Origin of the sequence: Streptomyces sp. NBC_00019, assembly GCF_045041015.1 — a bacterium.
Lineage (GTDB): Bacteria > Actinomycetota > Actinomycetes > Streptomycetales > Streptomycetaceae > Streptomyces.
Genome location: NZ_CP108302.1, coordinates 4,554,121 through 4,579,546, shown reverse-complemented (window position 1 = coordinate 4,579,546; position 25,426 = coordinate 4,554,121). Strand labels below are relative to the sequence as shown.

Here is a 25,426-nt window from a genome sequence, read left to right as displayed (position 1 = left end):
CCGCGCTTTCTTCGTACCGCTTCGTGCTTCTTCGTACGTCAGCCTGCCGTGAGCCGTACCGGTTCTGTGCCCGCGACGAGGGCGGCCAGGGCCTGGTCGATGTGGGGGCCGAGGTACCAGTCGCCGGTGTGGTCGAGGGCGTAGGCACGCCCCTCGGTGTCGATGGCCAGAAGCGCAGCGGTCTCGGTCTCGGCGCCCAGGGGGCAGACCTCGGTGTCGAGGGCGCGGCCGAGGTCGGCGAGGGTGCGGGCCATGTGGAGGCCGTGCAGGGGGTCGAGATGGAGGCTCGCCGGGGCGATCTGGCGGCCGGGTCCGGTGGGTGTGATGTGGAGGCCGCCGAATTCGGCCCAGGCCTCGACGGCGGCGGGGAAGACGGCGTGGCGGTGGCCCGCGGGGGAGGCGTGTTCACGCAGGGCGTCGGCCCAGATCTCGGCCTGCTTGATGTCCCAGCGCCCGGGTTGCCAGCCGGCGGCGCGCAGGGCGGCGTCGACGGGGACCGGGAAGCGCGTGCTGGAGGTGCGGTCTGGGTGCATCTGCCCTTCGATCGTCGAGTTCGCTGACGTGGTGCCCGGCCTGTCGGCCGTCCTGCCTGTCGTGCGTGGGGGATCAGTCGTCGGCTGCCGCCGGGTCGACGACGCGTACGCCGAAGTGGGCGCTGAGGGCCGCGCAGGCGCGGCAGGGGGCGGCGAAGCTGCCGTGCAGGGGGTCGCCGTCCTCGCGGATGCGGCGGGTGGTGAGTTTGGCCTGCTTGAGGGCCTTGCGGGCCTCGCCGTTGGTCATGGGTCTGCGGGCGGCGCGTCTGCTGCGGGCCTCGTCGGCGGCGGCGAGATGGCGCGAGATGAGGATCGTCTCGGCGCAGCGGCCGGTGAAGCGGTCGCGCTGGGCGGAGGTGAGGGTGTCGAGGAAGTCCTGTACGAGCGGGTGCAGGGGCGGGCCCTGGTCGCCGCGGGCGGCGGTGCCGGTGAGCGTGGCGCCGCGGACGGAGAGGGCGGCGGCGACGGTCGGGAGTATGCCGTCGCGGCGGTGCCGGAGAGTGGGCGCGTGGGGCGCCTCGGTGCTGCTCCAGCCGATCCGAGGATCGCCGGACATACCGGTCCGCGGGTCGTGTGACGTGGCTGGTCGCGGCCCTGTGTGCGGTCCCGTCTGCGTCGTGTTCATGATCGTCATCCCCTCCCGAGCATCCCCCCGGACGTCACAGAGTGCCAAATGCCGTGGCTGGTGCGGAAGCTGGGGCGGCGCGACACGCCCGGGTTTGGGCGGGCTGTCACGAGGGGGTGACGGCTGGTCACGGAAGCGGAGGGCCGCTGACCGGCGCCCGGTGACCGGTGTCGTCGTACCGCATAGGCTGTCGGCACCCGCATGTATGCGGTCAACGCGTTGGAGAAGTCGAATACGGGCTGGGGCGGGCCGGAGCCGGTCGTGCCATGGGCCGTACAGAGTGCCGCAGGGGGCAACCGCCATGACGACAGGTCGGCTCGGGCAGCAAGCCGCGCCGCCGAACGCGGCCTACGCCGGGCAGGTCGTGCATTTCCCGGATCCGGTCCGGGCGTCCCGTCACCCCAGAGGGGTGCGGATGGACGAGCACGGCTACCCCGACTTCTCCGCGTATGCGCGTGCCGCCACGGAGATCGCCGATCCGCCGGAGGGGTTCGGCGTCGACGAGCTCCGGCTGACGGACTATGTGTCGGCGAACGCGGCCCTCGCGGCGACCGGTCATGAACTGTGGGACACGGTGCCCGCGGTGGCGACCCCGCACGGCTGGACGTGGCACCACGTGGCGGGTTCACGGCGGCTCGAACTGGTGCCCGTCGAGGTGAAGGCGCTGCTGCGGCATCACGGCGGTATCGCGACAGCAGCGGTCGACCACGGCAAGCGGGGGACGCGCCCGTTGCAGGAGACGCGGCCCGCGCACTTCGGTCTGCCGAAGTCGGGTGCGGCGGTGTCGGAGTCGCAGGTGCTGGGGGTCGAGGAGGAGCTCGGCTACCGGCTGCCGGGTGCGTACCGGTCGTTCCTGAAGGCGGCGGGCGGCTGTGCCCCCGTGGGCGCGGCCCTGGACCCGGAGCTGGGTCTCCTGGTCGACCAGCCGTTCTTCACGGTGCGGGACGAGGCCGCCGTCAACGACCTCGTATACGTCAACAAGTGCCTCCGGGACCATCTGACCAAGGACTACCTCGGCGTCGGCTTCGTCCAGGGCGGACTGCTGGCCGTGAAGGTCAAGGGTGAGGGCATCGGATCCGTGTGGTTCTGCGCCTACGACGACGCGCGGGACGTGGATCCCACCGTTCCGCCCGCCGACCGCGTGGAACGGCTGCTGCTGCCGTGCGGCGAGGACTTCGACGCCTTCCTGTCCCGACTGGCGGGCAATCCGCCCGAGTTGGAGACGGTGGCGAACCTGATGGTGGACGGCGGGTTCGCGCGGCCCGTGCCGGTTTCCGGGGCTGGGGAGTGAACTGACCGATGGTGACCTTCGCACAGGCGCAGGAGCGCGCCGAAGAGTGGATCAACGGGGATGTGCCCTCGTACCAGCACCGTGAGGTGCGGGTGCGGGAGTTCGAGCTCGGCTTCGTCGTGTGGGCGGAGGACCGTGCGGACGGGCCGCGCTCGGACGGTGGTGCGCAGCGGCTGGTGATCGCCCGGGACAGCGGTGAGGCCACGCTGTGGCCCTCGCTGCCGGTGGGCGAGGTGATCCGCCGGTACGAGGAGGAGTACGGACGTGCCGCCGACGACGCCGCTGCTGCCCCGCCGGCGCCCGCGGCCCGGGTCGATCTGAATCAGACGTCCTTCTTGTTGACGCCGCCGGAGTGGTTGCAGGAGGCGGCGGACCAGCTGGGGATTCCGGATCGGCGGGGCGGGTCCGGTGCCGGGCGGTCCGGTGCCGGTGCCGGCTCGGGTTCCGGGGCTTCGGCGGGGGCTCTTCCTGAGACGCAGGCCGGGGTGCCGTCGGGGGCGCCTTCCGCGTCGGGTGTGCCTGCCGGGGCCACGCCGTGGGCCGGTACGGACACCAACGCGGATGCGGGGGACGACCGTTCCGTGCCGCTGCCCGCGACCGTGTTCGCGCCGCCGTTGAGCGGTACCGACGACGACACTCCGCCGCCCGCGACGCCGCCGGACGCCAAGACGGCGCTCATGTCGGGCGGCAGCCAGCTTCCGCCGACGGCGCTCGCACGGGCGCTCGACGATCCGAACGCGCCGCGTGCCGGTGGGGGTGCGCCGGTCGGTGGGATGCCGGGTGTGCCGCAGGGCAGTACGCCGCCTCCGGGTGGTGCGGTGCCGGGCGGGTCGGCTTACGGCTATCCGGGTGCGCCGGGTGGTACGCCTCCGCCGGGTGTGCCGCAGGGCAGTACGCCGCCGCCTGTGCCGGGTCCCCCTTCTTCTGGGTATCCGCAGGGGCCCGGGGGTGCGCCGGGTGCGCCTCAGCCTCCCGTGGGGCCGGGTGCGCCGGAGCGGTCGCTCGCGCCGAACGCCGGGGACATCGCCGATGCCGCCACGAGCAAGGCGTCGCCTCCGCCGCGTCGGGGTGGTGGCTCGACCACGCCGCCTCCGCCGGGCAGCCCCGGGGCGCCGGGCGGGCGACCGGGTGCCACGCCTCCGCCCGCGCCGGGTGCGCCGGCGGGTGGGTATGTGCCGACGCAGCTCGTCTCCGCGCTGGGGCCCAACGGGCTTGAGGGCGGGCCTGCGGGGCCGGGGGCACCGCAGCCTCCGGGCGCACCGGGTGTTCCGGGTGCGCCGACTCCGCCGGGTGCGCCGAATCCGCCCGGCGGTACGCCTTCGGGCGCTATGCACCATGCCGCCACGATGTTTGCCGACCCGGGGCGCATGGGCCCGGGCGCGCCGCAGCCTCCGGGCGCCCCTGGCATGCCGGGTGCGCCCGGCGCGCAGGTGCCGCCTGGCCCCCCGGGTGTGCCTGGAGCACCGCACGCCCCCGGCGCACCTCAGCCTCCGGGAGCCCCGGGTATGCCTGGTGCGCCTGGTGCGCAGGGCTCTGCAGGGGGCCCGCGTGGTGCTGTTCACCACGCCGAGACGATGCTGGCCGCGCCCCCCGTGGGCGCCCCCGGCACGCCTCCGCCGCCGCAAGCCCCCGGCGCACCCGGTGTTCCGGGCATGGCGCCGGGCGCCCCCCAGCCGATGCCGCCCGGAGGGATGCCTCCCGGCGCCGTGCCGCCGCCCGGTCAGCCCGGGCCCGGTCAGCCGCCGGCGTACGGCTACCCGCAGCAGGGTCAGCCGACCGTCGGTCCCGGGTATCAGGCCGTCCTGCGCTACCGCGCGCAGGACGGGTCGGAGCAGCAGCTGATCCGGCGTTCGGCGCCGGGTACGCCGCACCCGGAGTGGCAGATCTTCCATGAGCTGCGGGGGATGAACATCCCGCCGGACCAGGTGCTGGAACTGCACACGGAGTTGGAGTCGTGCGAGCTGCCGGGTGCCTACTGTGCGCGGATGATCCGGGAGCAGTGGCCGCAGGCGCGGATCGCGAGCATCGCGCCGTACGGCACGGATCACGCGAGCCGGCAGCAGGGGATGCAGCAGCTGCTGGCGCACCAGGGTGAGTTGCACCAGGTCGCGGACGGGCCGGCGCGTCCGGCGCCCGTCCGCGCCCCGCTTCCCCCGGTGCAGCCGGCGCCGCCGATCCCGCCGGAGAGCATCGCGCAGGAGGTGGCGGGGGCGTTCGGGCCGGGGGTGTTCCGGTTCGAGCAGGCCGCGGTCTCCCGGCAGGGCGTGCCGCCAGTGGTGGCGCACTCGCTGGTCGCGGCGGGGCTGCCGATGGACATGGGCCCGTTCTTCTGGGCGCAGGCCCAGCCGGGGCGGCCGGTGCCCACGCTCGCCGAACTGGCGCAGGAGCGGGGGGTGCAGCCGGCGGCGGACGCGGGGTCGTACCTCGTCATGGGCAGTGACTTCGGCAAGGCGATCTGTGTGCAGTACGGGACGGCGAACATCGTCGCCGTGCCGGTGGAGGCCGGGCCCGGCGGTGCGCCGGTGCCGCCGCAGTTCGTGAACACGGGGCTGCCAGAGTTCCAGCGGTGCCTGGCGCTGCTCGGGCGGATGTGGCGGCTCAGGTTCGGGCTGAACCAGGAGCAGGCGGGCCGTTGGACCGTCGACTTCCAGGCCCAGCTGGCCTCGCTCGACCCGGCGGCGCTCGGTTCGCCGGAGAGCTGGTGGTCGGTGCTGCTGGAGCAGATGTGGGACGGCCTGCTGTGAGGCGGCGCCTGCACTGACACCGATCCGACACCGATCTGAGGAAGCCGGGCCCGGTCATCGCGACCGGGCCCGGCTTTCTGCTGTCTCCGGAGGGCGCCGAAGTCCTTCCGCCGCACGGTCACATCCGTCCTCCGCGCTCCGTCAGTGGAGTGACAGCAGCTCACCACTTGCTTCAGGAGGCACACCATGAAGGCACGCATGACGAACCCGGCGTACGTCCTCCCCAGTGCGATGAACGGCATCGGCACGCTCTTCCAGTCGATCGGCGAGAGCGGACTGGACCAGGAACTGTCGGAGCTCGTGGGACTGCGGGTCAGTCAGATCAACGGGTGCAGCGCCTGTGTGCACGCGCACGTGCTGAACCTGCGGAAGGCCGGGGCGAGCGAGGAGCGGATCGCGGCGGTCGCGGCGTGGTTCGAGGCGCCGTTCTTCAGTGACGCCGAGCGGGCGGCGCTGCGGCTGAGCGAGGCGATGACAAGGCTCTCGGACCGGTCGCACGAGTCCGTGCCGGACGAGCTGTGGGACGAGGTGGCCGACCACTTCGACGAGAAGGAGCTGTCCGGGCTGATCCTCTTCGTCTCGCTCATGAACCTGTTCAACCGCGTCAACACGACGATCAAGGAGCCGGCGGGCACCACCTGGGGCTGAGCCTCGGCCGCCCGACTGCAGAGGGACGGCCGTGACCTCTGTGCGGAGTGTCGCGTTATGCACATTTCTGCCTGATACATCAAGATGTGCGCCAAATCGTCATTTCACACACATCTTGATGGAGAGAGGTCCCAGGATGAGCGGCACACCTGTCCCGTCCCACGGCTTCATGGCCGTACGGCGTGGATACCGTCCCGAACAGGTCGACGCGTATGCCGCGGCGCTCTCCCAGGACCGTGACACCTCCTGGGAGCGCGCCGCCCGTCTCACGGTGCTCGCAAAGGAGATGGAGGCGGAGCTCGAGGCGTTGCGCGAGAGGGTCGCGCGGCTCGCTCCGCAGACGTACGAGGCGCTCGGGGAGCGTGCGCGCCGGCTCTTCCAGCTCGGGCAGGAGGAGGCGGCGGCCGTGGGTGACGGCGCGAGGCAGGAGGCGCAGCGACTCGCGGAGGCGGCGCAGGCACGTGCGAACGGCGTGCGCGACGCGGCACAGGCGCACGCCGACGCCGTACGCGCCGATGCGGAGGAGCGCGCCCGCCATCGCCTGCTCGCCGCGCGCGCCGAGGCCGACGAGATCCGCATCGCCGCCCGGCGCGAAGTGAAGGAGGGACGCACGGAGGCGCTCGCCGCGTTGCGCGAGGTACGGCAGCGCACCATCGGGATGCTCGCCGAACAGGACAAGGAGCACGCCGAGCGCTGGGCCGAGGCGGAGCGCGAGGAGGTCGAGCGCGCGGCGGCGCTCGACGCCCGGCACGCCGAACAGGTGGCGCGCGCCGAGGCCGCGCTGTCCGAGGCGAAGCAGGCGTTCGCCGACGCGGAGACCTCCGCCCGGCAGCGCCAGGAGGAGGCACACGTACGTGCCGCCGAGATCCTCGCCGAGGCGCGCGTGCGGGAGGACCGGATCGCTCGTGAGACGGAGCGGGTGCTGCGTGAGCACGGCGAACGCTGGGACGACGTGCGCGCCCACATCGACCTCGTACGCAACAGCCTGACCACACTGACGGGGCGCGCACCGGCAGAGTAGGTCGCGCTCACGCCCCCTGGGGCGCCCGGCCCGGCGCTCACTCCTCCCGTCGTACCGCCCCCGCCAGGATCCACCCCTCCACCGCTTCGTACTGCCGTCGCTGTTCCTCCGCCTTGCGCCGCCCCGACACCACGGTCCCGAGCCAGCCGAAGGCGAAGCCGGCCGGGATGGAGACGAGGCCGGTGGTGGTGAACGGGAACCAGTTGAAGTCCGCGTCGGGGAAGGCGGAGACGGGGGAGCCGGAGACGAGGTTGGTGCCTGGCATCAGCAGCAGCACCGTCAGAGAGCCGCCGATCAGGGTGCAGAGCAGGCCCGTTCGGGTGTAGCGGCGCCAGAAGAGGCCGTAGACCAGGGCGGGGGCTATCGCCGAGGCGCCCAGGCAGAAGGACAGGGTCACCAGGGGCTGCAGGCTGCGGTGCTGGACCATCGTGGCCAGCAGGATCGCCGGGATGCCGACGGCCAGCGCCGAGGCCCGGGCCAGGGTCATCTCTCGGCGCGCCGAGAGTTCCCGCACCTGGCCCGCGAACACGTCGTGGGCGAGGGAGTTGGCGCAGGCGAGGATCATGCCGGCGACGGAGGCGAGCAGGGTGAGGAAGATCGCCGTGGTGACCGTCGTGAACAGCAGGGTCTCCGCCGTCGAGACGTCCGCGCCGAACACCGCCCGGGAACCCAGCAGATACGCCGTGTTGCCCTGCGGGTCCGCCTCCGCGATCGCCGCGCGCCCGATCAGGGCCGTGGCCCCGAACCCCACGATCGTGATGACGAGCACGAACAGCACCACCGCCGACACCGCCCAGGACATCGAACGGCGCACCTGGCGGGCGCTGGAGGCGGTGTACATACGCATGGTGACGTGCGGGAGGCAGGCACCGCCGACGACCACCGTGAGCTGCGAAGTGATCATGTCCAGCCGGGGATTGGACCCGCCCGTGAACTGCAGCCCCGACTCCAGGAAGGCCGGCCCCACCCCGCTCTGCGCGGCGGCGGCGTCGAACAGCGCGCCGGGATTCCAGTCGAACCGCTGCAGCACCAGGACGGCGACCACGGCGCCCGAACCGAGCAGCATCACGATCTTCAGGATCTGGATGAGAGCGGTGCCCTTCATCCCGCCGATCGCCGCGTAACTGATCATCAGCACACCGAGCCCGATGATGCAGCCCGTCTGGAGCCCTTCGCCGGAGAAGCCGAGGATGAAGGCCAGCAGCTGCCCCGTCCCCGCGAGTTGCACCAGCATCAGTGGCAGCAGTGCCGCGAGGGTCACCCCGCACGCCGCGATCCGCACGGAACGCCCCGGCATGCGCCGTGCCAGCGCGTCGCCCATGGTGAACCGGCCCGCGTTGCGCAGGGGTTCGGCCAGCAGGAACATCAGCAGCATGAGCGACAACGCGGTGCTGAGGGCGAGCACGATGCCGTCGTAGCCGCACAACGCGATCACCCCGCCCGTGCCGAGCACGGTCGCGGCGGAGATGTAGTCGCCCGCGATGGCAAGGCCGTTGCGCAGGGAGCCCAGGGAGCCGTAGCCGGTGTAGAACTCGTCCAGGTCGTCCCTGTCGGGCCCGGTCATCACGCACAGCAGCAGCGTGATCGTGGCGACGGCCGAGAACGCCACCAGGGACATCGCCTGCGCCGAGTCGCTGAAGCCTGTCTGTCCCGTCATCGGGTCGCTCCCCGCTTGGCGTCCAGCTCGGACTGCTTGCGGATGCGGTCGGCGAGCGGGTCGACGCGGGCCCGGGCCGTGCGCTCGTACAGGACGATCGCCAGCCAGGTGATCGGGAGTTGGAACAGCGCCAGCAGCAGACCGGTCGGGGGTGCGTCGCCGACGCGGCCGGTCATGAAGGACGGGGCGAACGCGGACAGGATGAGGAAGAGGGTGAAGTAGCCGAGCGCGGTGAGGGTCGCGACGCGGCGCTGCCAGCGGTAGGCGCTGCGCAGGATCCGCAGATCGCTGTGGTGCCCGAGCGCCTCGTGACGGGGACGGTGTCCGGGGGCTCGGCCGGGAGCGTGTTCGGGGGCGAAGGGCGGCTGCCAGGGGTAGGTGGGCGGTGGGGCCGGGTCGTATGACATCCCGGTGGCTCCTTGCGTGGCTCGGGGCCCGGTGCGGACCGCAGGGAGTTGGGGGGTGGGGTGAGCGGAGCCACGCACGCTACTCGCTGGTAGCCAGATGTGGGAGATGGTTCACCAAACTGATTGGTCGGTATGCGCTTACTTCTCCGACCTCGGGTGTTACCCGGATTAACTCAGATTTTTGAGTGGTGTGAACGGCTACTTCAAGTGAACGAGAGCTACGGACGGTGGTACTTCGGAGGGGTCGGCGGAGTGGTCGTCGAGCCGGGCGCGGAAGGTGATGCGTACGTCTTCGCGTCGTCGCGTCGCCCGCCCGGCCCGCACCGTGAAGCCGACACTCACGCGTCCTCCGGCGGCAACCCGCACCCGGGCGTCACCGTCGGCCCGCACCGACCAGCCACCGGACATCGCGCCCGCCTCGACCGTCACGTACCGGGCCTCGGTGCCGAAGTTGTAGACGTCGACGGCCATGCGCGTACGACGTCCGAGCCGATAGCCGTACGGCGGTGGCGCGTCCCCGTCCTGCTTGCCGGGCGCGGCGTTGCGGGCGGCGTAGCGCTGGCTGAGGACGATGTGCTCGGCGGGGGAGAGGCGGGTGCGGGCGGGGGGAGCCGTCGTCACGGTGGTCCGCGCGCCCGGCGTGACGAGGTAGACGGGGTCGAGCGAGACGGTCACGGTGCCGCCGGGCAGACGGCGGCCCATGACGTCATACGCGACGGTCGTGCCGATCCGTACGGGCCGTTCCGCCCACACCACGGTGACCAGCTCACCCCGCCCGTTGTCGAAGACGAACCCGTGCGCTCCTGTTGGGAGTCGCCCGGCTGGCCCCACGTGGTGGGCGGCGCCGAGCAGTGAAGTGAGGGCCGCGAAGGCGCTGTAGGCGGGGAAGCGGTGCGAAGTCCCTGTCGAACAGGCCGAAGTACACGCCGTCGTCGTGGAGGGGCGGCGCGGCGAACCAGAACTGCCGGGCATTGCCGGCGGCGAGCCCTTCGACGAACGACCGCACCAAGTAGCGGGCCTGCCGCGTCTGTTGGGCGCATGTGAGGTTCTGTCGCGGTCGTGCAGTGAAAAACGCCCCGCACTCGGTCATCCACAGCGGCACAGGCGCCTGGTGGCGCCGGGCGAGCGCGTGCTGTTCCTCCGAGGCGCCGGGGACGGTCGGCTCGCCCTCCTGCGTGGGATCGGGGTAGCCGTGGAAGGCCCATGCGTCGGCGTACGGCACGACGTCGTTGGCGAGCACCAGGTCCTGGAAGGGGCCGGACTGGGCGAACCCGGGGAGCACGACGAGAGGCGGCCGGTCCGCCGCGTCCCTGACCCCGAGCGCGGCCGCCTTCACGAACGCGGCGTGCGCGTCGCCGGTGCTGAACGTGGTGTCGACGTCGGGTTCGTTCGAGAGCTGGAGCGCCTCCGGGCGGGCGGCGGCGAGGCGGCGGGCATAGCGGTAGGCGTGCCGTAAGTCGGCGGGCAGGGGGAGCGAGGCATCGGTCATCGCCCACTCGGGGGCGGGCGAGAGGACGTCGAGCACGGACAGGCCGTGGGCGCGGAGGGTGCGGGTCGTGCGGTCGTGGTGGGCGGTGTCGTACGCACCGGGGGCGGGCTCGACGGCGGGCCAGGACTGGCCGTCTCGTATCCAGGCGGCGCCCATGTCCCTGATGGCGGAGGCGAATTCGGGGAGGCGGGAGGGCGGGAGGAGGGAGGTGGTCCAGAGGTTCACGCCGAAGGGGTTGGCGGAGCCGGGGACGGGGGCGGTCGTGGCGGGGAGGCGGGCGAAGGCGGTGGTGAGGGGGTGGCGGTTCGCTTTCGCTGTCACGCGGTAGTGGCCGGGCGGGAGGTCGGCGGGGAGGGTGACGGTGGTGGTGGTCGTGCCCGCGGGGATCGTCGTACGGCCGCCGGTGGCGCGGTGTCCGAAGTAGTCGGTGACGGTGTAGCGGACAGGGACCGGGCGGAGTGCGGGACGGTCGAGGGTGAGGTGCAGGTGGGCGGGGTGAGGGGCGCGGTGGCGGGGGACGGATGCCTCGCGGAGGGTCGGTGGGGCCGGCCGGGTGGGGCGGAGGGTGATGCGGTCGAGGGAGAGGGCGTAGGCGACGGTGTCGTCGAGGACCGTGGGCTCGGTGACGCGGAACGTGAGGGCGTTGTCGCCGCGGCGGAGGTCGACCGTGCCGAGGTCCAGGGTGGAGAGGCCGCCCCAGGCGGGTGGGGGCGGGGCGTCGTTCGGGAGGGGTGTTTGACCCGGAATGGGGGGTGGGGGGTTGCCCTAGGGGGAGTAGGAGTGGGCGCCTGTGGGACGGGGGGCAGGTGGGTACGATGCGGGCTCTACCGGGGGATGGTGTTGATGTCCGACGTACGTGAAGTCGTCATGCCCAGACAGGTGCGGGGCGCTCAGGTTCTGCTGTTCGTGCTCGCCGTCGGCGGCCTCGTCTCGATGCTCGCGCTCTCGGACGGGCTCACCGCTTATGGGCAGGGCGAGATGCTCGCGCCCTGGGCACTGGTGTGGGTCTGTGCGCTGCTTGCCCTCACCTACGACGGGGGTGCTCGGGGCGGGGTGCGGATGACGACCATCGTGGTGATGGTGTTCATGGTGCTGCCGACCGTCATGAAGATGGGCGAGGCGGTGGGGGCGGGACTGTTTCTGGACGCTGCGCTGCGGATCCTGCTCGGGGTGCCTGTTGTCGTGCTGCTGTTTCTGCCGGAGTCGACGGCCTGGTTCGACCGGGAGCGGTGAGGGTCCTGGCCGGTCGCGTCCTGGCCCCTCAGCACCCGGGGAGCACGCGCGCGTAGCGCACTCCCGGGCGTTCCATCAGGGTGATCCGCTCGGTGAGCACGAAGCCGTTGCGTTCGAGGACTGTTCGGGACGCGGTGTTGTCCTCCGTCGTCTTCGCCGTCAGGGAGCTCAGGCCGTACGACGTTCCCGCCATCCGGCACACCTCGCCCACCGCCGCCGTGGCGACCCCGCGTCCCGCGGCCCGTTCGCCGACGCGGTACCCCAACTCCCCCGAGCCGCCCGCCACATCCATGAGGTTGAAGCGGCCGAGCAGTGAACCCTCCACGTCCAGCAGGACGTGGAAGTGGCAGTCGCCGGACTCCTGCTCGTCCAGCAAGGCGCGGTGGCGGACGGCGAATCCCCGCGGTGTGAAATAGGCGTCGCCACGATCCGGCACCGTGCGCGCGAAGTACTCGCGGTTCTCCCGCTCGAAGGCCAGCAGGGCCTCCGCGTGGTCCGGGCGCAGTCGCTCCAGTCTCAGTTCCGCCATGTCCGGCACCGTACGCATCTCACTCCGTGATCACCGGAAATTTCCGTGGTGCCAGCACCAGCAGCACCACGAACGCCAGCGCCGCTGCTCCCGCCGCCCCCAGATACACCGCGTGCACCGCGTCCGCGATCGCTCGCCGCAGCGGCTCCGAACCGGCGCCCGAATCCAGTGCGCGGGTCACGGAGTCCAGGTCGCTCGCGCCGCCCAGCCGTGCCGACAGCACCCCGTTGGCCACCGCGCCGAAGAGGGCCGCGCCGATCGTCTGGCCGGTCTGCCGGCAGAAGAGGACCGACGCCGTGGTCGTGCCGCGCTCCGACCAGACCACCGTCGACTGCACGCCGATGATCAGCGGGAGCTGGAAGAGGCCCAGCGCGGCGCCCAGGAGCAGCATCAGGAGGGTCGGCTGCCAGGCCCGGCCGGGGTACGGCAGGAAGGGGAAGGCGAAGAGGATCAGCGCCGCCGCTCCCATGCCCAGCATGGCCGTGTTGCGGAAGCCGATCCGTCGGTACACGTGCTGGCTGAGGGCCGCCGACACCGGCCAGCTCAGTGTCCAGATCGTCAGGACGAAGCCGGCCGCCACCGGTGCCAGGCCGAGGACGGACTGGGCGTACGTCGGGAGGAAGACCGTCGGAGCCACCATCAGCAGGCCCAGCGCGCCCAGGGCCAGGTTGACCGCCGCGATCGTGCGGCGGCGCCACACCCAGCCGGGGATGATCGGCTCGGCCGCCCGGCGTTCGACCAGGACCACCACCGCGACCAGGGCAAGTCCCGTACCGAACAACGCCAATGACGGTGCCGACAGCCACGGCCAGGCCACCCCGCCCTGCACCAGCGCCGTCAGCAGGACGCCTCCGCAGGCGAACACCGCCAGGGCGCCCGCCCAGTCGACACGGGGGCGGCGGCCGGGGGAGTCCCGTTTCGGTTCGTGCAGGTAGCGGACGATCAGCCAGAGGGCGAGTGCTCCCACCGGCAGGTTGACCAGGAAGATCCAGCGCCAGTCCGCGTACGCCACGAGCAGGCCGCCCACGCCCGGGCCGGCCACCGCCGACACCGCCCACACCGTGGACAGCTTGGACTGGATCTTCGGGCGTTCCTTCAGGGGGTAGAGGTCGGCGGCCAGCGTCTGGACCGTGCCCTGGAGCGCGCCGCCGCCCAGGCCCTGCACGATACGGAACGCGATCAGTGAGCCCATGTTCCAGGCGACCGCGCAGAGCAGGGAGCCCAGGAGGAACAGCACCGCGCCCACGATCAGGACCGGCTTGCGGCCGAAGGTGTCGGAGAGCTTGCCGTACACCGGGAGGGTCACCGTCACGGCCAGCAGATAGCCCGAGAAGAGCCACGAGAAGAGGGAGAAGCCGCCCAGGTCGCCGACGATCTGGGGGACGGCCGTGGAGACGATCGTCGAGTCGAGGGCGGCCAGCGCCATCGCGAGCATCAGCGCGGCGACGACGGCGCCGCGACGGCGCGAGTCCTTCGGGCCGTCGGCCCTCGCCGCGGGCTGTATCTCCGTGTCCCCCTGGCCCATGAGATCCCTTCCCCCTGCATCTATCTGCCGCGCAACACCCTCTCACTTGACCCTCACGTCGCGGCAGGGTGCAGCCTGAGCGGGGTGGAGGGTGGAGCCGACCCCTAGATCGCCTCCACCCTCGGGTGGATCGCCCCTAGGGGTACCTCCGTACTACGGCTGGGGGAGGGTTCGTACCGCCGGAGGACGTGAGGGCACCCGGCCCGTCCTTAACCTGGCTTTACGCCGCTCGGGGGCGGTGTACCGCAGCAGCGGGGGTGGGGTTTTCCCCACCAGAAGACGGCGCTCAGCACCAGCGCGCCGGACCACTCGCTGCGGCCAGACTCATCGACACAGCAGCACGCACGACTCAGCACGGATCGACAGAGATCAGTGCGCGCAATTCGCTGACCGACATAGGAGATAAACCGTGACATCGGCTGTGACCATCACCAGGCACGGGGGCACTGGAGGGACTACGGCCGTTGCCGCGCGGGCGCGGCAGGTCGTCAAGGCGTACGGGTCCGGCGAGACCCGAGTCGTCGCCCTCGACCATGTGGACGTGGACATCGCACGCGGGCAGTTCACCGCGATCATGGGGCCCTCGGGCTCCGGCAAGTCCACGCTCATGCACTGCCTCGCCGGACTCGACACCGTCACGTCCGGGCAGATCTATCTGGACGACACCGAGATCACCGGGCTGAAGGACAAGAAGCTCACGCAGCTGCGCCGGGACCGGATCGGGTTCATCTTCCAGGCGTTCAACCTGCTCCCGACGCTGAACGCGATAGAGAACATCACGCTGCCCATGGACATCGCCGGCCGGAAGCCGGACAAGGCGTGGCTGGGGCAGGTCGTCGACACCGTCGGGCTGAGCGACCGGCTCAAGCACCGGCCCAACCAGCTCTCCGGCGGTCAGCAGCAGCGTGTCGCCGTGGCCCGGGCGCTGGCCGCGCGGCCCGAGATCATCTTCGGTGACGAGCCGACAGGAAACCTCGACTCCCGTGCGGGCGCCGAGGTGCTGGGCTTCCTGCGCAGGTCCGTGACCGAGCTCGGGCAGACCATCGTGATGGTCACGCACGACCCGGTCGCCGCCTCGTACGCCGACCGTGTGCTGTACCTCGCCGACGGCCGGATCGTCGACGAGATGTACAAGCCGACCGCGGACGCCGTCCTGGACCGCATGAAGGACTTCGACGCCCGGGGACGGACGTCATGACCGTCCTGAAGACCTCGATGCGCAACTTCTTCGCGCACAAGGGGCGTATGGCCCTGTCGGCCGTGGCCGTGCTGCTGTCGGTGGCGTTCGTGTGCGGCACGCTCGTCTTCACCGACACGATGAACACGACGTTCGACAAGCTGTTCTCGACCACCGCGTCCGATGTCACGGTCTCCCCGAAGGCGGCCAAGAGCGACGACACCCCGCAGAACGGCAAGCCCGAGTCGCTGCCGGCCTCCACGGTCCAGCAGGTGACGAAGGCGGACGGCGTCAAGTCGGCCGAGGGCGCGGTCAGTTCGATGAACGTGACCGTCGTCAACAGCGACAACAAGAACATGGGATCGTCGACCGGGGCACCCACCATCGCGGGCAACTGGACCAAGAGCGACCTGCGTTCGATGGAGATCACCTCCGGGCACGCACCGCGCGGGCCCACCGAGACGATGGTCGACGCCGACACCGCCGACAAGCACGACCTGAAGATCGGCGACGAGCTGCGCACCATCTCCGTCATCGGTGACTTCAAGGCGAAGATCGTCGGCATCGCCACCTTCAAGATCACCAACCCCGGTGCCGCGATCGTCTACTTCGACACCGCCACCGCGCAGCGCGAACTCCTGGGCGCCGAGGGCCGGTTCACCCAGGTCTACGCAACCGCCGCGGCCGGCGTCAGCGACACCCAGCTCAAGCAGAACGTCACACAGGCCCTGGACGGCACGTACAAGATCCAGACGGCCAAGGAGAACGCCGACGAGAACCGCGAGGGCGTCGGCGAGTTCATGAACGTCATCAAGTACGCCATGCTCGGCTTCGCCGGGATCGCGTTCCTGGTCGGCATCTTCCTGATCATCAACACCTTCTCCATGCTGGTCGCCCAGCGGACCCGCGAGATCGGCCTCATGCGGGCCATCGGTTCCTCCCGCAAGCAGGTCAACCGCTCGGTGCTGGTGGAGTCGCTGCTCCTCGGCATCGTGGGCTCGATCCTCGGTGTCGGCGCCGGTGTCGGTATCGCCGTCGGGCTGATGAAACTCATGGGCATGGCCGGCATGAACCTCTCCACCGAGGACCTCACGGTCAAGGCGACCACCCCGGTCATCGGCATGATCCTCGGCGTCGTGGTCACCGTCCTCGCCGCCTATCTGCCCGCCCGCCGGGCCGGCAAGGTCTCCCCGATGGCCGCACTGCGCGACGCCGGTACACCGGCCGACGGCAAGGCGGGCCTGGTGCGGGGCATCATCGGGCTGGTCCTGACGGGCGCGGGAGGCTTCGCGCTCTACGCGGCCGCCACCGCCGACACGGCGAAGGACGGCTCGCTCCTGCTGGCCGGCGGCGTGGTGCTGACCCTGATCGGCTTCGTCGTCATCGGCCCGCTGCTGGCGGGTGCGGTCGTACGGGTCATCAGCGCGGTGATCCTGCGGGCCTTCGGCCCGGTCGGCCGCATGGCGGAGCGCAACGCTCTGCGCAACCCCCGTCGTACGGGTGCCACGGGCGCCGCCCTGATGATCGGCCTCGCCCTCGTGGCCTGCCTCTCGGTCGTCGGCTCCTCGATGGTCGCCTCGGCCACCAGTGAGCTCGACAAGTCGGTCGGCGCGGACTTCATCGTCCAGGGCGGCCAGCGGATCGTCCCGCAGGCCCAGAAGGCGATGGAGCAGAGCCCGGACCTGGCGCACGTCACGTCGTACAAGGAACTCGAGGCGACCCTGACCTCGCCCGACGGCAAGAAGGACACCAAGGGCGTCACCGCGGCCGACCCGACGTACGCCCAGGACCTGCGTCGCCCGACGACTGCGGGCACCCTGTCCGCCGCGTACGGCAAGAACGCCATGTCCGTCGGCTCCGACTACGCCAAGGACCACGGCGTCCACGTCGGCGACACCATCACCGTCGCCTTCAAGGGCGGTGACACGGCGAAGCTCAAGGTCGCGGCCATCACCGACGACGGCGGGGCGCTGGACCAGGGGGCGCGTTACCTCAGCATGGCGACGATGAAGCAGTACGTCCCCGCCGACCAGATCCCGCCGAACTCGATCATGTTCGCCAAGGCCAAGGAAGGCCAGGAGAAGCAGGCCTACGCGGCCCTCAAGGACGCGCTCCACGACTACCCGCAGTACCAGGTCCGCGACCAGACCGACTACAAGGAAGAGCTCAAGGACCAGGTCGGCCAGCTCCTGAACATGGTCTACGGCCTGCTGGGTCTCGCGATCATCGTGGCCATCCTGGGCGTCGTGAACACCCTGGCGCTCTCGGTGGTGGAACGGACCCGCGAGATCGGCCTGATGCGCGCGATCGGCCTCTCCCGCCGCCAGCTGCGCCGCATGATCCGCATGGAGTCGGTGGTCATCGCCCTCTTCGGCGCCCTGCTGGGCCTGGGCCTGGGCATGGGCTGGGGCGCCACCGCCCAGAAGCTCCTCGCCATGGAGGGCCTCAACGTCCTCGACATCCCCTGGCCCACCATCATCGGTGTCTTCATCGGCTCCGCCTTCGTGGGCCTGTTCGCAGCCCTCATTCCGGCCTTCCGTGCAGGCCGCATGAACGTCCTCAACGCCATCGCAACCGAATAGCCATATCGAACGGGGGAGCAGGGCCCGGCGCCGAGAAGTCACGGGGGACTTCTCGGCGCCGGGTGTTTTGTGCGGGGACTGCAGGGACGGGAGGTTGCTGTGCTGTTTCAGCCCGTCCGGCGTTTGAGGACGAGGCCCTTTCGGGGCCGACGGGGGTCTGGGGGCGGAGCCCCGGGGGGGCGGGGTTGAAAGGGCGGCAGCCTCTGGGGGATGGGACGGGCAGGGGCGGCGGGGGCGAAAACAGCCAGAGGCCGGCGCGGACGCGGGGTGCGAAGAGAACCGGCGTTATCCACAGCCCCGGCACCCGCGACCGCAGCGACGTACGCTGGATACCCCCCGGCCGGTCACCGCGTCGGGCGATTCGCGTTGCCCACCCTCGGACGAAAGCCGCCCCGAATGAGCCTGCACGGTCTGCTCGACGCCGTCGTCAAGGACACCGCCCTCACGGAAGCCATCACCGCGGCCGCAGACGGCAACCGCATGCACGTCGACCTGGTCGGCCCCCCGGCAGCCCGCCCCTTCGCGATCGCCGCACTCGCCCGAGAAGCCGGCCGCCCCGTACTCGCCGTGACGGCGACCGGCCGCGAGGCCGAGGACCTGGCCGCGGCCCTGCGCTCCCTGCTCCCGCAGGAGGGCGTCGTCGAGTACCCCTCGTGGGAGACCCTCCCGCACGAACGCCTCAGCCCCCGCAGCGACACCGTCGGCCGCCGCCTCGCCGTCCTGCGCCGCCTGGCCCACCCCCGCCCGGACGACCCCGAGACGGGCCCGGTGTCGGTGGTCGTGGCCCCGGTGCGCTCGGTGCTGCAACCGCAGGTCAAGGGCCTCGGCGACCTCGAACCCGTAGCGCTGCGCACGGGACAGACCGCCGATCTCAACGCCATCGTCGACGCCCTCGGCGCCGCCGCCTACGCGCGCGTGGAGCTCGTGGAGAAGCGCGGCGAGTTCGCCGTACGAGGCGGCATCCTGGACGTCTTCCCGCCCACGGAGGAACACCCGCTCCGCATCGAGTTCTGGGGCGACGACGTAGAGGAGATCCGCTACTTCAAGGTCGCCGACCAGCGCTCCCTCGAGGTCGCCGAGCACGGCCTGTGGGCCCCGCCCTGCCGCGAGCTGCTCCTCACCGACGACGTACGCGCGCGTGCACGTGCCCTCGCCGAGCTCCACCCGGAGCTGGGCGAACTGCTCGGCAAGATCGCCGAGGGGATCGCCGTGGAGGGCATGGAGTCCCTCGCGCCGGTTCTCGTCGACGACATGGAGCTCCTGGTCGACGTACTGCCCAAGGGCGCCATGGCCGTCGTATGCGATCCGGAGCGGGTACGCACGCGTGCCGCGGATCTCGTGGCGACGTCGCAGGAGTTCTTGCAGGCCTCCTGGGCGGCGACGGCGGGCGGCGGCGAGGCGCCGATCGACGTCGACGCGGCCTCCCTGTGGTCGATCGCGGACGTCCGGGACCGGGCGCGCGAGCTGGACATGATGTGGTGGTCGGTGTCGCCGTTCGCGGCGGATCTCGAGCTGGAGGCGGACACCCTCAAGCTCGGCATGCACGCCCCCGAGACCTACCGCGGCGACACCGCGAAGGCCCTCGCCGACACCAAGGGCTGGCTCGCCGACGGCTGGCGCACGGTCTTCGTGACCGAGGCGCACGGCCCGGCGGCCCGTACGGTCGAGGTGCTGGGCGGCGAGGGCATCGCGGCGCGCCTGGAGGCGGAGCTGGGGGCGATCGCCCCGTCCGTCGTGCACGTGGCGTGCGGCTCGATCGACTACGGCTTCGTCGACCCGTCGTTGAAGCTCGCCGTGCTCACCGAGACCGACCTGACCGGCCAGAAGGCGGCCGGCAAGGACGGCGCCCGGATGCCCGCCCGGCGCCGCAAGACGATCGACCCGCTGAGCCTGGAGGCGGGCGACTACATCGTCCACGAGCAGCACGGCGTGGGCCGCTACATCGAGATGGTGCAGCGCACCGTGCAGAGCGCCACGCGCGAGTACCTCGTCGTCGAGTACGCCCCCGCCAAGCGCGGCCAGCCCGGTGACCGCCTCTACATCCCGACCGACCAGCTGGAACAGATCACCAAGTACGTGGGTGGCGAGTCCCCGACCCTGCACCGGCTGGGCGGCGCCGACTGGACGAAGACGAAGGCCCGCGCGAAGAAGGCCGTCAAGGAGATCGCGGCCGACCTCATCAAGCTCTACAGCGCGCGCATGGCGGCGCCCGGGCACACCTTCGGCCCGGACACCCCGTGGCAGCGCGAGCTGGAGGACGCGTTCCCGTACGTCGAGACCCCGGACCAGCTGACGACCATCGCCGAGGTCAAGGAGGACATGGAGAAGTCGGTCCCGATGGACCGTCTGATCTGCGGCGACGTCGGCTACGGCAAGACGGAGATCGCGGTCCGGGCCGCGTTCAAGGCGGTGCAGGACGGCAAGCAGGTCGCGGTCCTCGTACCGACGACCCTGTTGGTGCAGCAGCACTTCGGCACCTTCTCCGAGCGCTACTCGCAATTCCCGGTGAACGTGCGGGCGCTCAGCCGCTTCCAGACGGACACCGAGGCGAAGGCGGTCCTCGAGGGCCTGCGCGAGGGCTCGGTGGACGTCGTCATCGGCACCCACCGGCTGTTCTCGTCGGAGACCAAGTTCAAGGACCTGGGCCTGGTCATCGTCGACGAGGAACAGCGCTTCGGCGTCGAGCACAAGGAGCAGCTGAAGAAGCTGCGCGCCAACGTCGACGTACTGACGATGTCCGCGACCCCGATCCCCAGGACCCTGGAGATGGCGGTCACCGGCATCCGCGAGATGTCGACGATCACGACCCCGCCGGAGGAGCGCCACCCGGTGCTGACCTTCGTCGGCCCGTACGAGGAGAAGCAGATCGGCGCGGCGATCCGCCGCGAACTGCTGCGCGAGGGCCAGGTCTTCTACATCCACAACAGGGTCGAGTCCATCGACCGCGCGGCCGCCCGTCTGCGCGAGATCGTGCCGGAGGCCCGGATCGCGACGGCGCACGGCCAGATGTCGGAGACGGCGCTGGAGCAGGTGGTGGTCGACTTCTGGGAGAAGAAGTTCGACGTGCTCGTGTCGACGACCATCGTGGAGTCGGGCATCGACATCTCGAACGCGAACACGCTGATCGTGGAGCGGGGAGACAACTTCGGTCTGTCGCAGCTGCACCAGCTGCGCGGCCGGGTGGGCCGAGGCAGGGAGCGCGGGTACGCCTACTTCCTGTACCCCCCGGAGAAGCCCCTGACGGAGACGGCCCACGAGCGTCTGGCGACCATCGCCCAGCACACGGAGATGGGCGCGGGCATGTACGTGGCGATGAAGGACCTGGAGATCCGAGGCGCCGGAAACCTGCTCGGCGGCGAACAGTCCGGCCATATCGCGGGCGTCGGATTCGACCTGTACGTCCGCATGGTCGGCGAGGCGGTGGCCGACTACCGGGCCTCCTTGGAGGGCGGTGTCGAGGAGGAGCCGGCCCTCGAGGTCAAGATCGAGCTCCCGGTCGACGCCCATGTCCCGCACGACTACGCCCCGGGCGAGCGGCTCCGCCTCCAGGCCTACCGCTCGATCGCCTCGGCCAACACCGAGGACGACGTCAAGGCCGTACGGGAAGAACTCGTCGACCGCTACGGCAAGTTGCCGGAACCGGTGGAGAACCTGCTCCTGGTGGCGGGCCTTCGCATGCTGGCACGCGCGTGCGGCGTCGGCGAGATCGTCCTCCAGGGCACCAACATCCGCTTCGCACCAGTGGAGTTGCGCGAGTCGCAGGAGCTGCGGGTCAAGCGGCTGTACCCCGGGACCGTCATCAAGCCGGCGGCGCGTCAGCTGCTGGTGCCGCGGCCGAAGACCGCGAAGGTGGGCGGCAAGCCGTTGGTCGGGCGGGAACTGCTGGGCTGGGTCGGGGAGTTCCTGGCGTCGATCCTGGGGTCGTAGCCCGCCGGTTTCCGGCGCTGTGCCGGACACGGCTGTCGGAATGTCGGTCGGAATGTCGGTCGGGGGCGGGAGTGGGAAGCGGCTGCTGCATCAGCCGCAACCACTGCCGCCTTCCTGACGAACCCGCTCCTGTGGCCGGAGCAGCGCCCGCTCACGTGGCCCGGAACAGCATCCCCGCCAACGTCCGGAAGACCTCCTCCGGATCTCTGCCCCCCACCGGCCCGTCCAGGTTGTGTCCGAGCAGCAGCGTGGCGAAGCCATGCGCGAGGGACCAGGCCGCGACGCCCGCGAGGCGCGGCTCGATGCCCTCGGGGTCCACCCCGGACACGGCCTCGCGCAGGGCGTCGCCGGCGAGGGTGCGGGCGGTGGTCAGTTCGAGGTCGTCGGCGCGCAGCAGTCCCGGCGAGAACATCACCTGGAAGTGCGCCGGGTGCTCGCGCGCGAAGCGCACATAGTGCACGCCCGCCTCCTTGAGGTCCGGTGCCTCCCGCAGCGCGGTCGCCAGCAGTCCGAACCCCTCCGCCGCGATCGCCGTGAGCAGGCCCGTGCGGTCCCCGAAGTGATGGGCGGGGGCCGCGTGCGACACCCCGGCCCGGCGGGCGAGGTCGCGCAGGCTCAGCGCGGACGGGCCGTCGGCGGCGATGACGTCGAGCGCGGCGGTGAGGACGGCGCGGCGCAGATCGCCGTGGTGATAGGGGCGGCGCGAGGCCGGCTTCGTGGTGTCCGCGGATGCCATGGACAGCAGCGTACGCCCAATCTAGGCATTGACAAGTTGGTGGGGCTCGGGCAATCTTGTCAGTGGCAAGTTGTGGAGCGGGTTCGAAGCACTTGGATACGACGAGGAGTCATGCCATGTCGCAGCACGAGAGCGAGACCGGTACCGGTACGGTCACCGCCGGCGTCGCCCCGGCCCGAGTGCGCCAGCTCTGGCACCTGCTGGAACCTCTGCACGCGGTGGTGTACTACGCGCCGGAGGTCTTCGAGGAGACGGCGGCGCTCGGCTATGACACCAAGGAGCGCTGGCCGAGCTACTTCCCTCTCCGTGCGGCCCCGTTGGGTGCGGTGGGCGCCGAGCGGGTGACCTCCGCCTTCTACAGCTTCAGCCCCCGCATGGTCGCCGAGCACATCGACTGCGCGTGGAGCGTCGCGAGCCCCGAGGCGGTGCTGGCGGCGCGGCTGCGAGGCATCGACAGGGCGTACCGAGAGGTATTCGGCGAGCGCGTCGACAGTCCCGAACTGGCGGAGGCCGCCGCCCTCGCCCGCCGGGCCGCCGAAGCGGTGAACAGCGCGGGCCGCCCCCTCGCCGCGGCCAACGCCGAGCTGGAGTGGCCCACCATCCCGCACCTCCAGCTGTGGCACGCGGCGACGGTCCTGCGCGAGCATCGCGGCGACGGCCATCTCGCCGCCCTGCTCATCGCCGGCCTCGACCCGGTCGAGTCGCTCGTCTCCTTCGCGGGGATAGGCGCCGCCTCCGTCGAGCGCTTCGAGAGCCGCGGCTGGAGCGACGAGGAATGGTCGGCCGCACGCGACCGCCTGACCACCCGAGGCCTGGTCGACGAGGACGGCACGGCAACGGAGGCGGGCCGCGCCCTGCGCCACCAGGTCGAGCAGCACACCGACCAACTCGCCGCCGCCCCCTGGCAGTCCCTCGGCCAGACCGACACCGACCGCCTCGTCGAACTGCTCGGCGACTTCTGGGTGACGGTGCTGTCCTCAGGGCTGCTGCCTTCGGAGACGACGCTGGGGATAGGGAAGGTCTGAACGGAGACGGGGGAGGCGGCCGCCGGAAACGGACTGCGCCCGGAGTGTCCTCGCGGCAGCATGACGGCATGCCCGACCGGTGCACGCGGGAGTTGCAGGGACAGGAGCGGCTGGACCTGTTCTGCGACTTCCTGCGGACGGCGGGCCGGTGGCTCGGTAATTCGGTGTTCATGTGTTCACGGACCCGGAGGGCGCTGCGGTGAGGGTCGCCCGCAAACGCGAGACCGTCCGCGGGAGTTGTGTCTCCGCGGACGGCCTCGGTTGCAAGGTGGTTCAGGGGATCCCGGACGGCCGGGCGGTGTGCCCGGCAGGGATCTCGTGTTCCTCCGTGGGGTCTGCCGGCCTTACGGCTGTTCGGGCCTGTCGCGATCCATGCCCATCGCGCCTTCGATCCTCTGCTGCCCGTCGTCGACCTGGCTCTCGTACTTGTTGCCCGTCTTCTCGTTGGCCTTGCGTTCCGCCGCGTCGGACATGTTCTTGGCCTTGTCCTGCGCCGTGCGGTTGCTCTTGAACCTGTCGAGGATGCCCATCCAGAGCTCCTTCCGGAGGTGACTCAGCATTGACGATACGCCCGACCTGAGAGGTATGCCCCTTGAAGCCCTATATGGTCTGGACCTCTCGGCCAGTACCGTGAGAGCAGGCACGACCGGCTCGTGCGGGGTGGACCAGGAGAACAAGGGGAGGGACGCACCGTGACGCGTCTGAGGGGCGGGGCGGCGAGCGCCGCGGCCATGCTCGGCATGGTCGTACTGCTCGCCGGTTGTGAGGGCGTGGAACTGCCCGCGGACAGCGAGCCATCCGGCTCCGGCCCGGCCGTGAGCTCCGGCCGCGCGGTGAGCCCGTTGGACAACCCGGACGGCACCAAGCCCGGCCTTGCGGCCATCACCACGGACGCCGACAGAACCAAGGCGCGCGCCCTGATCGAGAAGGTGGAGACCAAGGGCCGCGGCCCCAAGACGGGCTACGACCGGGACGAGTTCGGCTACGCCTGGATGGACTCGGCGCCCGGCGGCATCCCCTTCTCCCGCAACGGCTGCGACACCCGCAACGACCTCCTCCAGAGGGACGGCGAGGACGTCCGCTTCCGCTCCGGTTCGGACTGCGTCGTCGTCTCCATGACCCTGGCCGACCCCTACACCGGCAAGGAACTCGACTGGGTCAAGTCCCGTGCCACGGCGGTGCAGATCGACCATGTGATGCCGCTGTCGTACGACTGGCAGATGGGTGCCTCGCGCTGGGACAAGGACAAGCGCGAGGACATCGCCAACGACCCGCTCAACCTCATACCGGTGGACGGCCCGACCAACGGCTCCAAGAGCGACTCGGGCCCCGCGTCCTGGCTGCCCCCGAACAAGCAGATCCGCTGCTCGTACGTGGTGCGCTTCGCACAGGTCTCGCTGAAGTACGAGCTCCCGGTGACGAAGGCCGACAAGGAGATGATGCTGCGGCAGTGCGGGGGCTGACCCGGCTGTCAGGGCCGGAAAAGCGGTTCCCGGCCGTGGTGCCGCCCGCCTACGGTGACCGCATGGAACCGAAGGTGTCGAGTCTCGCCGAACGCCCCGACGACCACGAACGCGTGGTCGCGATGGCCGACAGCTGGCCGGAGTTCGTCACCAGGGACCTGGTGGGCGACCACCACTACGGCCGGATCGCCAGGGAGTTCCCGCCGTATGTGCTGTTCGCCGAGGACGAGCGGGGCGAGGTCGTCGCCACCGGGTTCAGCGTGCCCTTCGCCCTCGACACCGAGGGCCGGGGCGAACTGCCTGCCCGGGGCTGGGACGAAGTGCTCCTGTGGGCCTTCGCCGACCTGCGCCGCGGGGCCCGGCCCGACACCGTCAGCGCGATCGCCATCAACGTCCGGCCCGACGCCCAGGGCAAGGGCCTGTCCGGCCGCATGCTGTCGGCGATGCGCGACAACGCCCGTGCGCACGGCTTCAGCGAGGTCGTCGCCCCCGTCCGCCCCAGCGCCAAGCACCTCGAACCGCACGCCCCCATCGAGGAGTACGCCCACCGCGTACGGCCCGACGGGCTCCCGCACGACCCGTGGCTGCGTGTCCACGCCCGGGCCGGCGCCACCATCCACTCCGTGTCGCCGGCCTCCATGACGGTGGCCGGTTCGCTGGAGCAGTGGCGCCGCTGGACGGGGCTGCCCTTCGACACCCGGGGCGACATCGAGGTGCCCGGAGCGCTGGTGCCGGTGCGGTGCGAGCCGGAGCGGGGATACGCGGTGTACGTCGAGCCCAATGTGTGGATGCGGCATCCGCTGCAGCCGTAGGG

Annotated in this window: 22 protein-coding genes; 12 read left to right on the top strand and 10 right to left on the bottom strand. The window is 71.2% G+C overall.

The window, feature by feature from the left end:
• Positions 1-38: 38 nt before the first annotated feature.
• Complete coding sequence (locus OHU89_RS21445) at positions 39-533, bottom strand: SUKH-3 domain-containing protein (RefSeq protein WP_405645067.1); 495 nt, start codon at positions 531-533, stop codon at positions 39-41.
• A 73-nt stretch (positions 534-606) separates the two neighbouring features.
• The gene (locus tag OHU89_RS21440) at positions 607-1,167 is read right to left on the bottom strand and encodes a YwqJ-related putative deaminase (protein ID WP_266891373.1); all 561 of its coding nucleotides are present in this window, start codon (positions 1,165-1,167) and stop codon (positions 607-609) included.
• 292 nt (positions 1,168-1,459) lie between these two features.
• On the opposite strand from OHU89_RS21440, the gene OHU89_RS21435 reads away from it, so the two are divergent.
• The 4 genes from OHU89_RS21435 to OHU89_RS21420 all read left to right on the top strand — a co-directional run bounded on the left by OHU89_RS21435 (position 1,460) and on the right by OHU89_RS21420 (position 6,862).
• Entirely contained in the window at positions 1,460-2,449 is a 990-nt protein-coding gene (locus OHU89_RS21435; protein WP_405645065.1) for an SMI1/KNR4 family protein, read from the top strand.
• Between the two features lie 8 nt (positions 2,450-2,457).
• Entirely contained in the window at positions 2,458-5,193 is a 2,736-nt protein-coding gene (locus OHU89_RS21430) for an SUKH-4 family immunity protein (protein ID WP_405645063.1), read from the top strand.
• Positions 5,194-5,379: 186 nt separating this feature from the next.
• Positions 5,380-5,841, top strand: coding sequence for a carboxymuconolactone decarboxylase family protein (locus OHU89_RS21425; protein ID WP_405645061.1), 462 nt, complete (start codon positions 5,380-5,382; stop codon positions 5,839-5,841).
• A gap of 136 nt (positions 5,842-5,977) precedes the next feature.
• Positions 5,978-6,862: a cellulose-binding protein gene (locus OHU89_RS21420; protein WP_405645059.1), complete on the top strand. Its 885-nt coding sequence runs from the start codon at positions 5,978-5,980 to the stop codon at positions 6,860-6,862.
• Positions 6,863-6,899: 37 nt separating this feature from the next.
• Here the strand turns inward: OHU89_RS21420 and OHU89_RS21415 are convergent, their stop codons facing one another.
• The 4 genes from OHU89_RS21415 to OHU89_RS21400 form a co-directional block, all read right to left on the bottom strand.
• Positions 6,900-8,519 (bottom strand): cation acetate symporter, encoded by a 1,620-nt coding sequence (locus OHU89_RS21415; protein WP_405645057.1) that lies wholly within the window; start codon positions 8,517-8,519, stop codon positions 6,900-6,902.
• Positions 8,516-8,926, bottom strand: a complete 411-nt coding sequence (locus OHU89_RS21410; protein ID WP_405645055.1) for a DUF485 domain-containing protein — start codon at positions 8,924-8,926, stop codon at positions 8,516-8,518. The genes OHU89_RS21415 and OHU89_RS21410 overlap by 4 nt, the downstream gene beginning before the upstream one ends.
• A gap of 198 nt (positions 8,927-9,124) precedes the next feature.
• Positions 9,125-9,682 carry a hypothetical protein gene (locus tag OHU89_RS21405; RefSeq protein WP_405645053.1) on the bottom strand — a complete coding sequence of 186 codons (558 nt, stop codon included), beginning with the start codon at positions 9,680-9,682 and terminating at the stop codon, positions 9,125-9,127.
• A gap of 10 nt (positions 9,683-9,692) precedes the next feature.
• Positions 9,693-10,736 carry a hypothetical protein gene (locus OHU89_RS21400; protein WP_405645052.1) on the bottom strand — a complete coding sequence of 348 codons (1,044 nt, stop codon included), beginning with the start codon at positions 10,734-10,736 and terminating at the stop codon, positions 9,693-9,695.
• A gap of 522 nt (positions 10,737-11,258) precedes the next feature.
• Here OHU89_RS21400 and OHU89_RS21395 point away from each other — a divergent pair.
• A complete protein-coding gene (locus OHU89_RS21395; protein WP_405645050.1) occupies positions 11,259-11,648 on the top strand; it encodes a hypothetical protein in 390 nt (129 codons plus the stop codon).
• 28 nt (positions 11,649-11,676) lie between these two features.
• Here the strand turns inward: OHU89_RS21395 and OHU89_RS21390 are convergent, their stop codons facing one another.
• Together OHU89_RS21390 and OHU89_RS21385 are read right to left on the bottom strand one after the other, a co-directional pair.
• Positions 11,677-12,177, bottom strand: coding sequence for a GNAT family N-acetyltransferase (locus OHU89_RS21390; protein ID WP_405645048.1), 501 nt, complete (start codon positions 12,175-12,177; stop codon positions 11,677-11,679).
• A 19-nt stretch (positions 12,178-12,196) separates the two neighbouring features.
• Complete coding sequence (locus OHU89_RS21385) at positions 12,197-13,702, bottom strand: MFS transporter (protein ID WP_405645046.1); 1,506 nt, start codon at positions 13,700-13,702, stop codon at positions 12,197-12,199.
• 409 nt (positions 13,703-14,111) lie between these two features.
• Here OHU89_RS21385 and OHU89_RS21380 point away from each other — a divergent pair, with 409 nt between their 5' ends.
• The 3 genes from OHU89_RS21380 (at position 14,112) to mfd (ending at position 21,388) form a co-directional block, all read left to right on the top strand.
• On the top strand, positions 14,112-14,900 hold the full coding sequence (locus tag OHU89_RS21380; protein ID WP_405645044.1) for an ABC transporter ATP-binding protein: 789 nt from the start codon (positions 14,112-14,114) through the stop codon (positions 14,898-14,900).
• Positions 14,897-17,461 carry an ABC transporter permease gene (locus OHU89_RS21375; protein ID WP_405645043.1) on the top strand — a complete coding sequence of 855 codons (2,565 nt, stop codon included), beginning with the start codon at positions 14,897-14,899 and terminating at the stop codon, positions 17,459-17,461. The genes OHU89_RS21380 and OHU89_RS21375 overlap by 4 nt, the downstream gene beginning before the upstream one ends.
• Positions 17,462-17,857: 396 nt before the next feature.
• Positions 17,858-21,388, top strand: coding sequence for a transcription-repair coupling factor (gene mfd, locus OHU89_RS21370; RefSeq protein ID WP_405645041.1), 3,531 nt, complete (start codon positions 17,858-17,860; stop codon positions 21,386-21,388).
• 151 nt (positions 21,389-21,539) lie between these two features.
• Here the strand turns inward: mfd and OHU89_RS21365 are convergent, their stop codons facing one another.
• Positions 21,540-22,124 (bottom strand): TetR/AcrR family transcriptional regulator, encoded by a 585-nt coding sequence (locus OHU89_RS21365; protein ID WP_405645039.1) that lies wholly within the window; start codon positions 22,122-22,124, stop codon positions 21,540-21,542.
• Between the two features lie 116 nt (positions 22,125-22,240).
• On the opposite strand from OHU89_RS21365, the gene OHU89_RS21360 reads away from it, so the two are divergent.
• Together OHU89_RS21360 and OHU89_RS21355 are read left to right on the top strand one after the other, a co-directional pair.
• The gene (locus tag OHU89_RS21360) at positions 22,241-23,149 is read left to right on the top strand and encodes an SCO6745 family protein (RefSeq protein ID WP_405645037.1); all 909 of its coding nucleotides are present in this window, start codon (positions 22,241-22,243) and stop codon (positions 23,147-23,149) included.
• A gap of 68 nt (positions 23,150-23,217) precedes the next feature.
• Positions 23,218-23,352, top strand: coding sequence for a hypothetical protein (locus OHU89_RS21355; protein ID WP_405645035.1), 135 nt, complete (start codon positions 23,218-23,220; stop codon positions 23,350-23,352).
• A 141-nt stretch (positions 23,353-23,493) separates the two neighbouring features.
• Here the strand turns inward: OHU89_RS21355 and OHU89_RS21350 are convergent, their stop codons facing one another.
• Positions 23,494-23,679 carry an Rv0909 family putative TA system antitoxin gene (locus OHU89_RS21350; protein WP_266891405.1) on the bottom strand — a complete coding sequence of 62 codons (186 nt, stop codon included), beginning with the start codon at positions 23,677-23,679 and terminating at the stop codon, positions 23,494-23,496.
• 162 nt (positions 23,680-23,841) lie between these two features.
• Between OHU89_RS21350 and OHU89_RS21345 the strand changes: the two genes are divergently transcribed.
• Positions 23,842-24,612, top strand: a complete 771-nt coding sequence (locus tag OHU89_RS21345; protein WP_405645033.1) for an HNH endonuclease family protein — start codon at positions 23,842-23,844, stop codon at positions 24,610-24,612.
• Positions 24,613-24,674: 62 nt separating this feature from the next.
• Entirely contained in the window at positions 24,675-25,424 is a 750-nt protein-coding gene (locus OHU89_RS21340) for an N-acetyltransferase (RefSeq protein WP_405645031.1), read from the top strand.
• Positions 25,425-25,426 lie beyond the last annotated feature (2 nt).

Excerpts from the sequence above, each read along its gene's own strand:
- OHU89_RS21445 (WP_405645067.1), bottom strand. The coding sequence starts at position 533 with ATGCACCCAGACCGCACCTCCAGCACGCGCTTCCCGGTCCCCGTCGAC.
- mfd (WP_405645041.1), top strand. The coding sequence starts at position 17,858 with ATGAGCCTGCACGGTCTGCTCGACGCCGTCGTCAAGGACACCGCCCTC.
- OHU89_RS21385 (WP_405645046.1), bottom strand. The coding sequence starts at position 13,702 with ATGGGCCAGGGGGACACGGAGATACAGCCCGCGGCGAGGGCCGACGGC.
- OHU89_RS21420 (WP_405645059.1), top strand. The coding sequence starts at position 5,978 with ATGAGCGGCACACCTGTCCCGTCCCACGGCTTCATGGCCGTACGGCGT.
- OHU89_RS21355 (WP_405645035.1), top strand. The coding sequence starts at position 23,218 with ATGCCCGACCGGTGCACGCGGGAGTTGCAGGGACAGGAGCGGCTGGAC.
- OHU89_RS21365 (WP_405645039.1), bottom strand. The coding sequence starts at position 22,124 with ATGGCATCCGCGGACACCACGAAGCCGGCCTCGCGCCGCCCCTATCAC.
- OHU89_RS21425 (WP_405645061.1), top strand. The coding sequence starts at position 5,380 with ATGAAGGCACGCATGACGAACCCGGCGTACGTCCTCCCCAGTGCGATG.
- OHU89_RS21375 (WP_405645043.1), top strand. The coding sequence starts at position 14,897 with ATGACCGTCCTGAAGACCTCGATGCGCAACTTCTTCGCGCACAAGGGG.
- OHU89_RS21360 (WP_405645037.1), top strand. The coding sequence starts at position 22,241 with ATGTCGCAGCACGAGAGCGAGACCGGTACCGGTACGGTCACCGCCGGC.
- OHU89_RS21350 (WP_266891405.1), bottom strand. The coding sequence starts at position 23,679 with ATGGGCATCCTCGACAGGTTCAAGAGCAACCGCACGGCGCAGGACAAG.
- OHU89_RS21440 (WP_266891373.1), bottom strand. The coding sequence starts at position 1,167 with ATGACGATCATGAACACGACGCAGACGGGACCGCACACAGGGCCGCGA.
- OHU89_RS21340 (WP_405645031.1), top strand. The coding sequence starts at position 24,675 with ATGGAACCGAAGGTGTCGAGTCTCGCCGAACGCCCCGACGACCACGAA.
- OHU89_RS21435 (WP_405645065.1), top strand. The coding sequence starts at position 1,460 with ATGACGACAGGTCGGCTCGGGCAGCAAGCCGCGCCGCCGAACGCGGCC.
- OHU89_RS21395 (WP_405645050.1), top strand. The coding sequence starts at position 11,259 with ATGTCCGACGTACGTGAAGTCGTCATGCCCAGACAGGTGCGGGGCGCT.
- OHU89_RS21415 (WP_405645057.1), bottom strand. The coding sequence starts at position 8,519 with ATGACGGGACAGACAGGCTTCAGCGACTCGGCGCAGGCGATGTCCCTG.
- OHU89_RS21390 (WP_405645048.1), bottom strand. The coding sequence starts at position 12,177 with ATGGCGGAACTGAGACTGGAGCGACTGCGCCCGGACCACGCGGAGGCC.
- OHU89_RS21410 (WP_405645055.1), bottom strand. The coding sequence starts at position 8,926 with ATGTCATACGACCCGGCCCCACCGCCCACCTACCCCTGGCAGCCGCCC.
- OHU89_RS21430 (WP_405645063.1), top strand. The coding sequence starts at position 2,458 with ATGGTGACCTTCGCACAGGCGCAGGAGCGCGCCGAAGAGTGGATCAAC.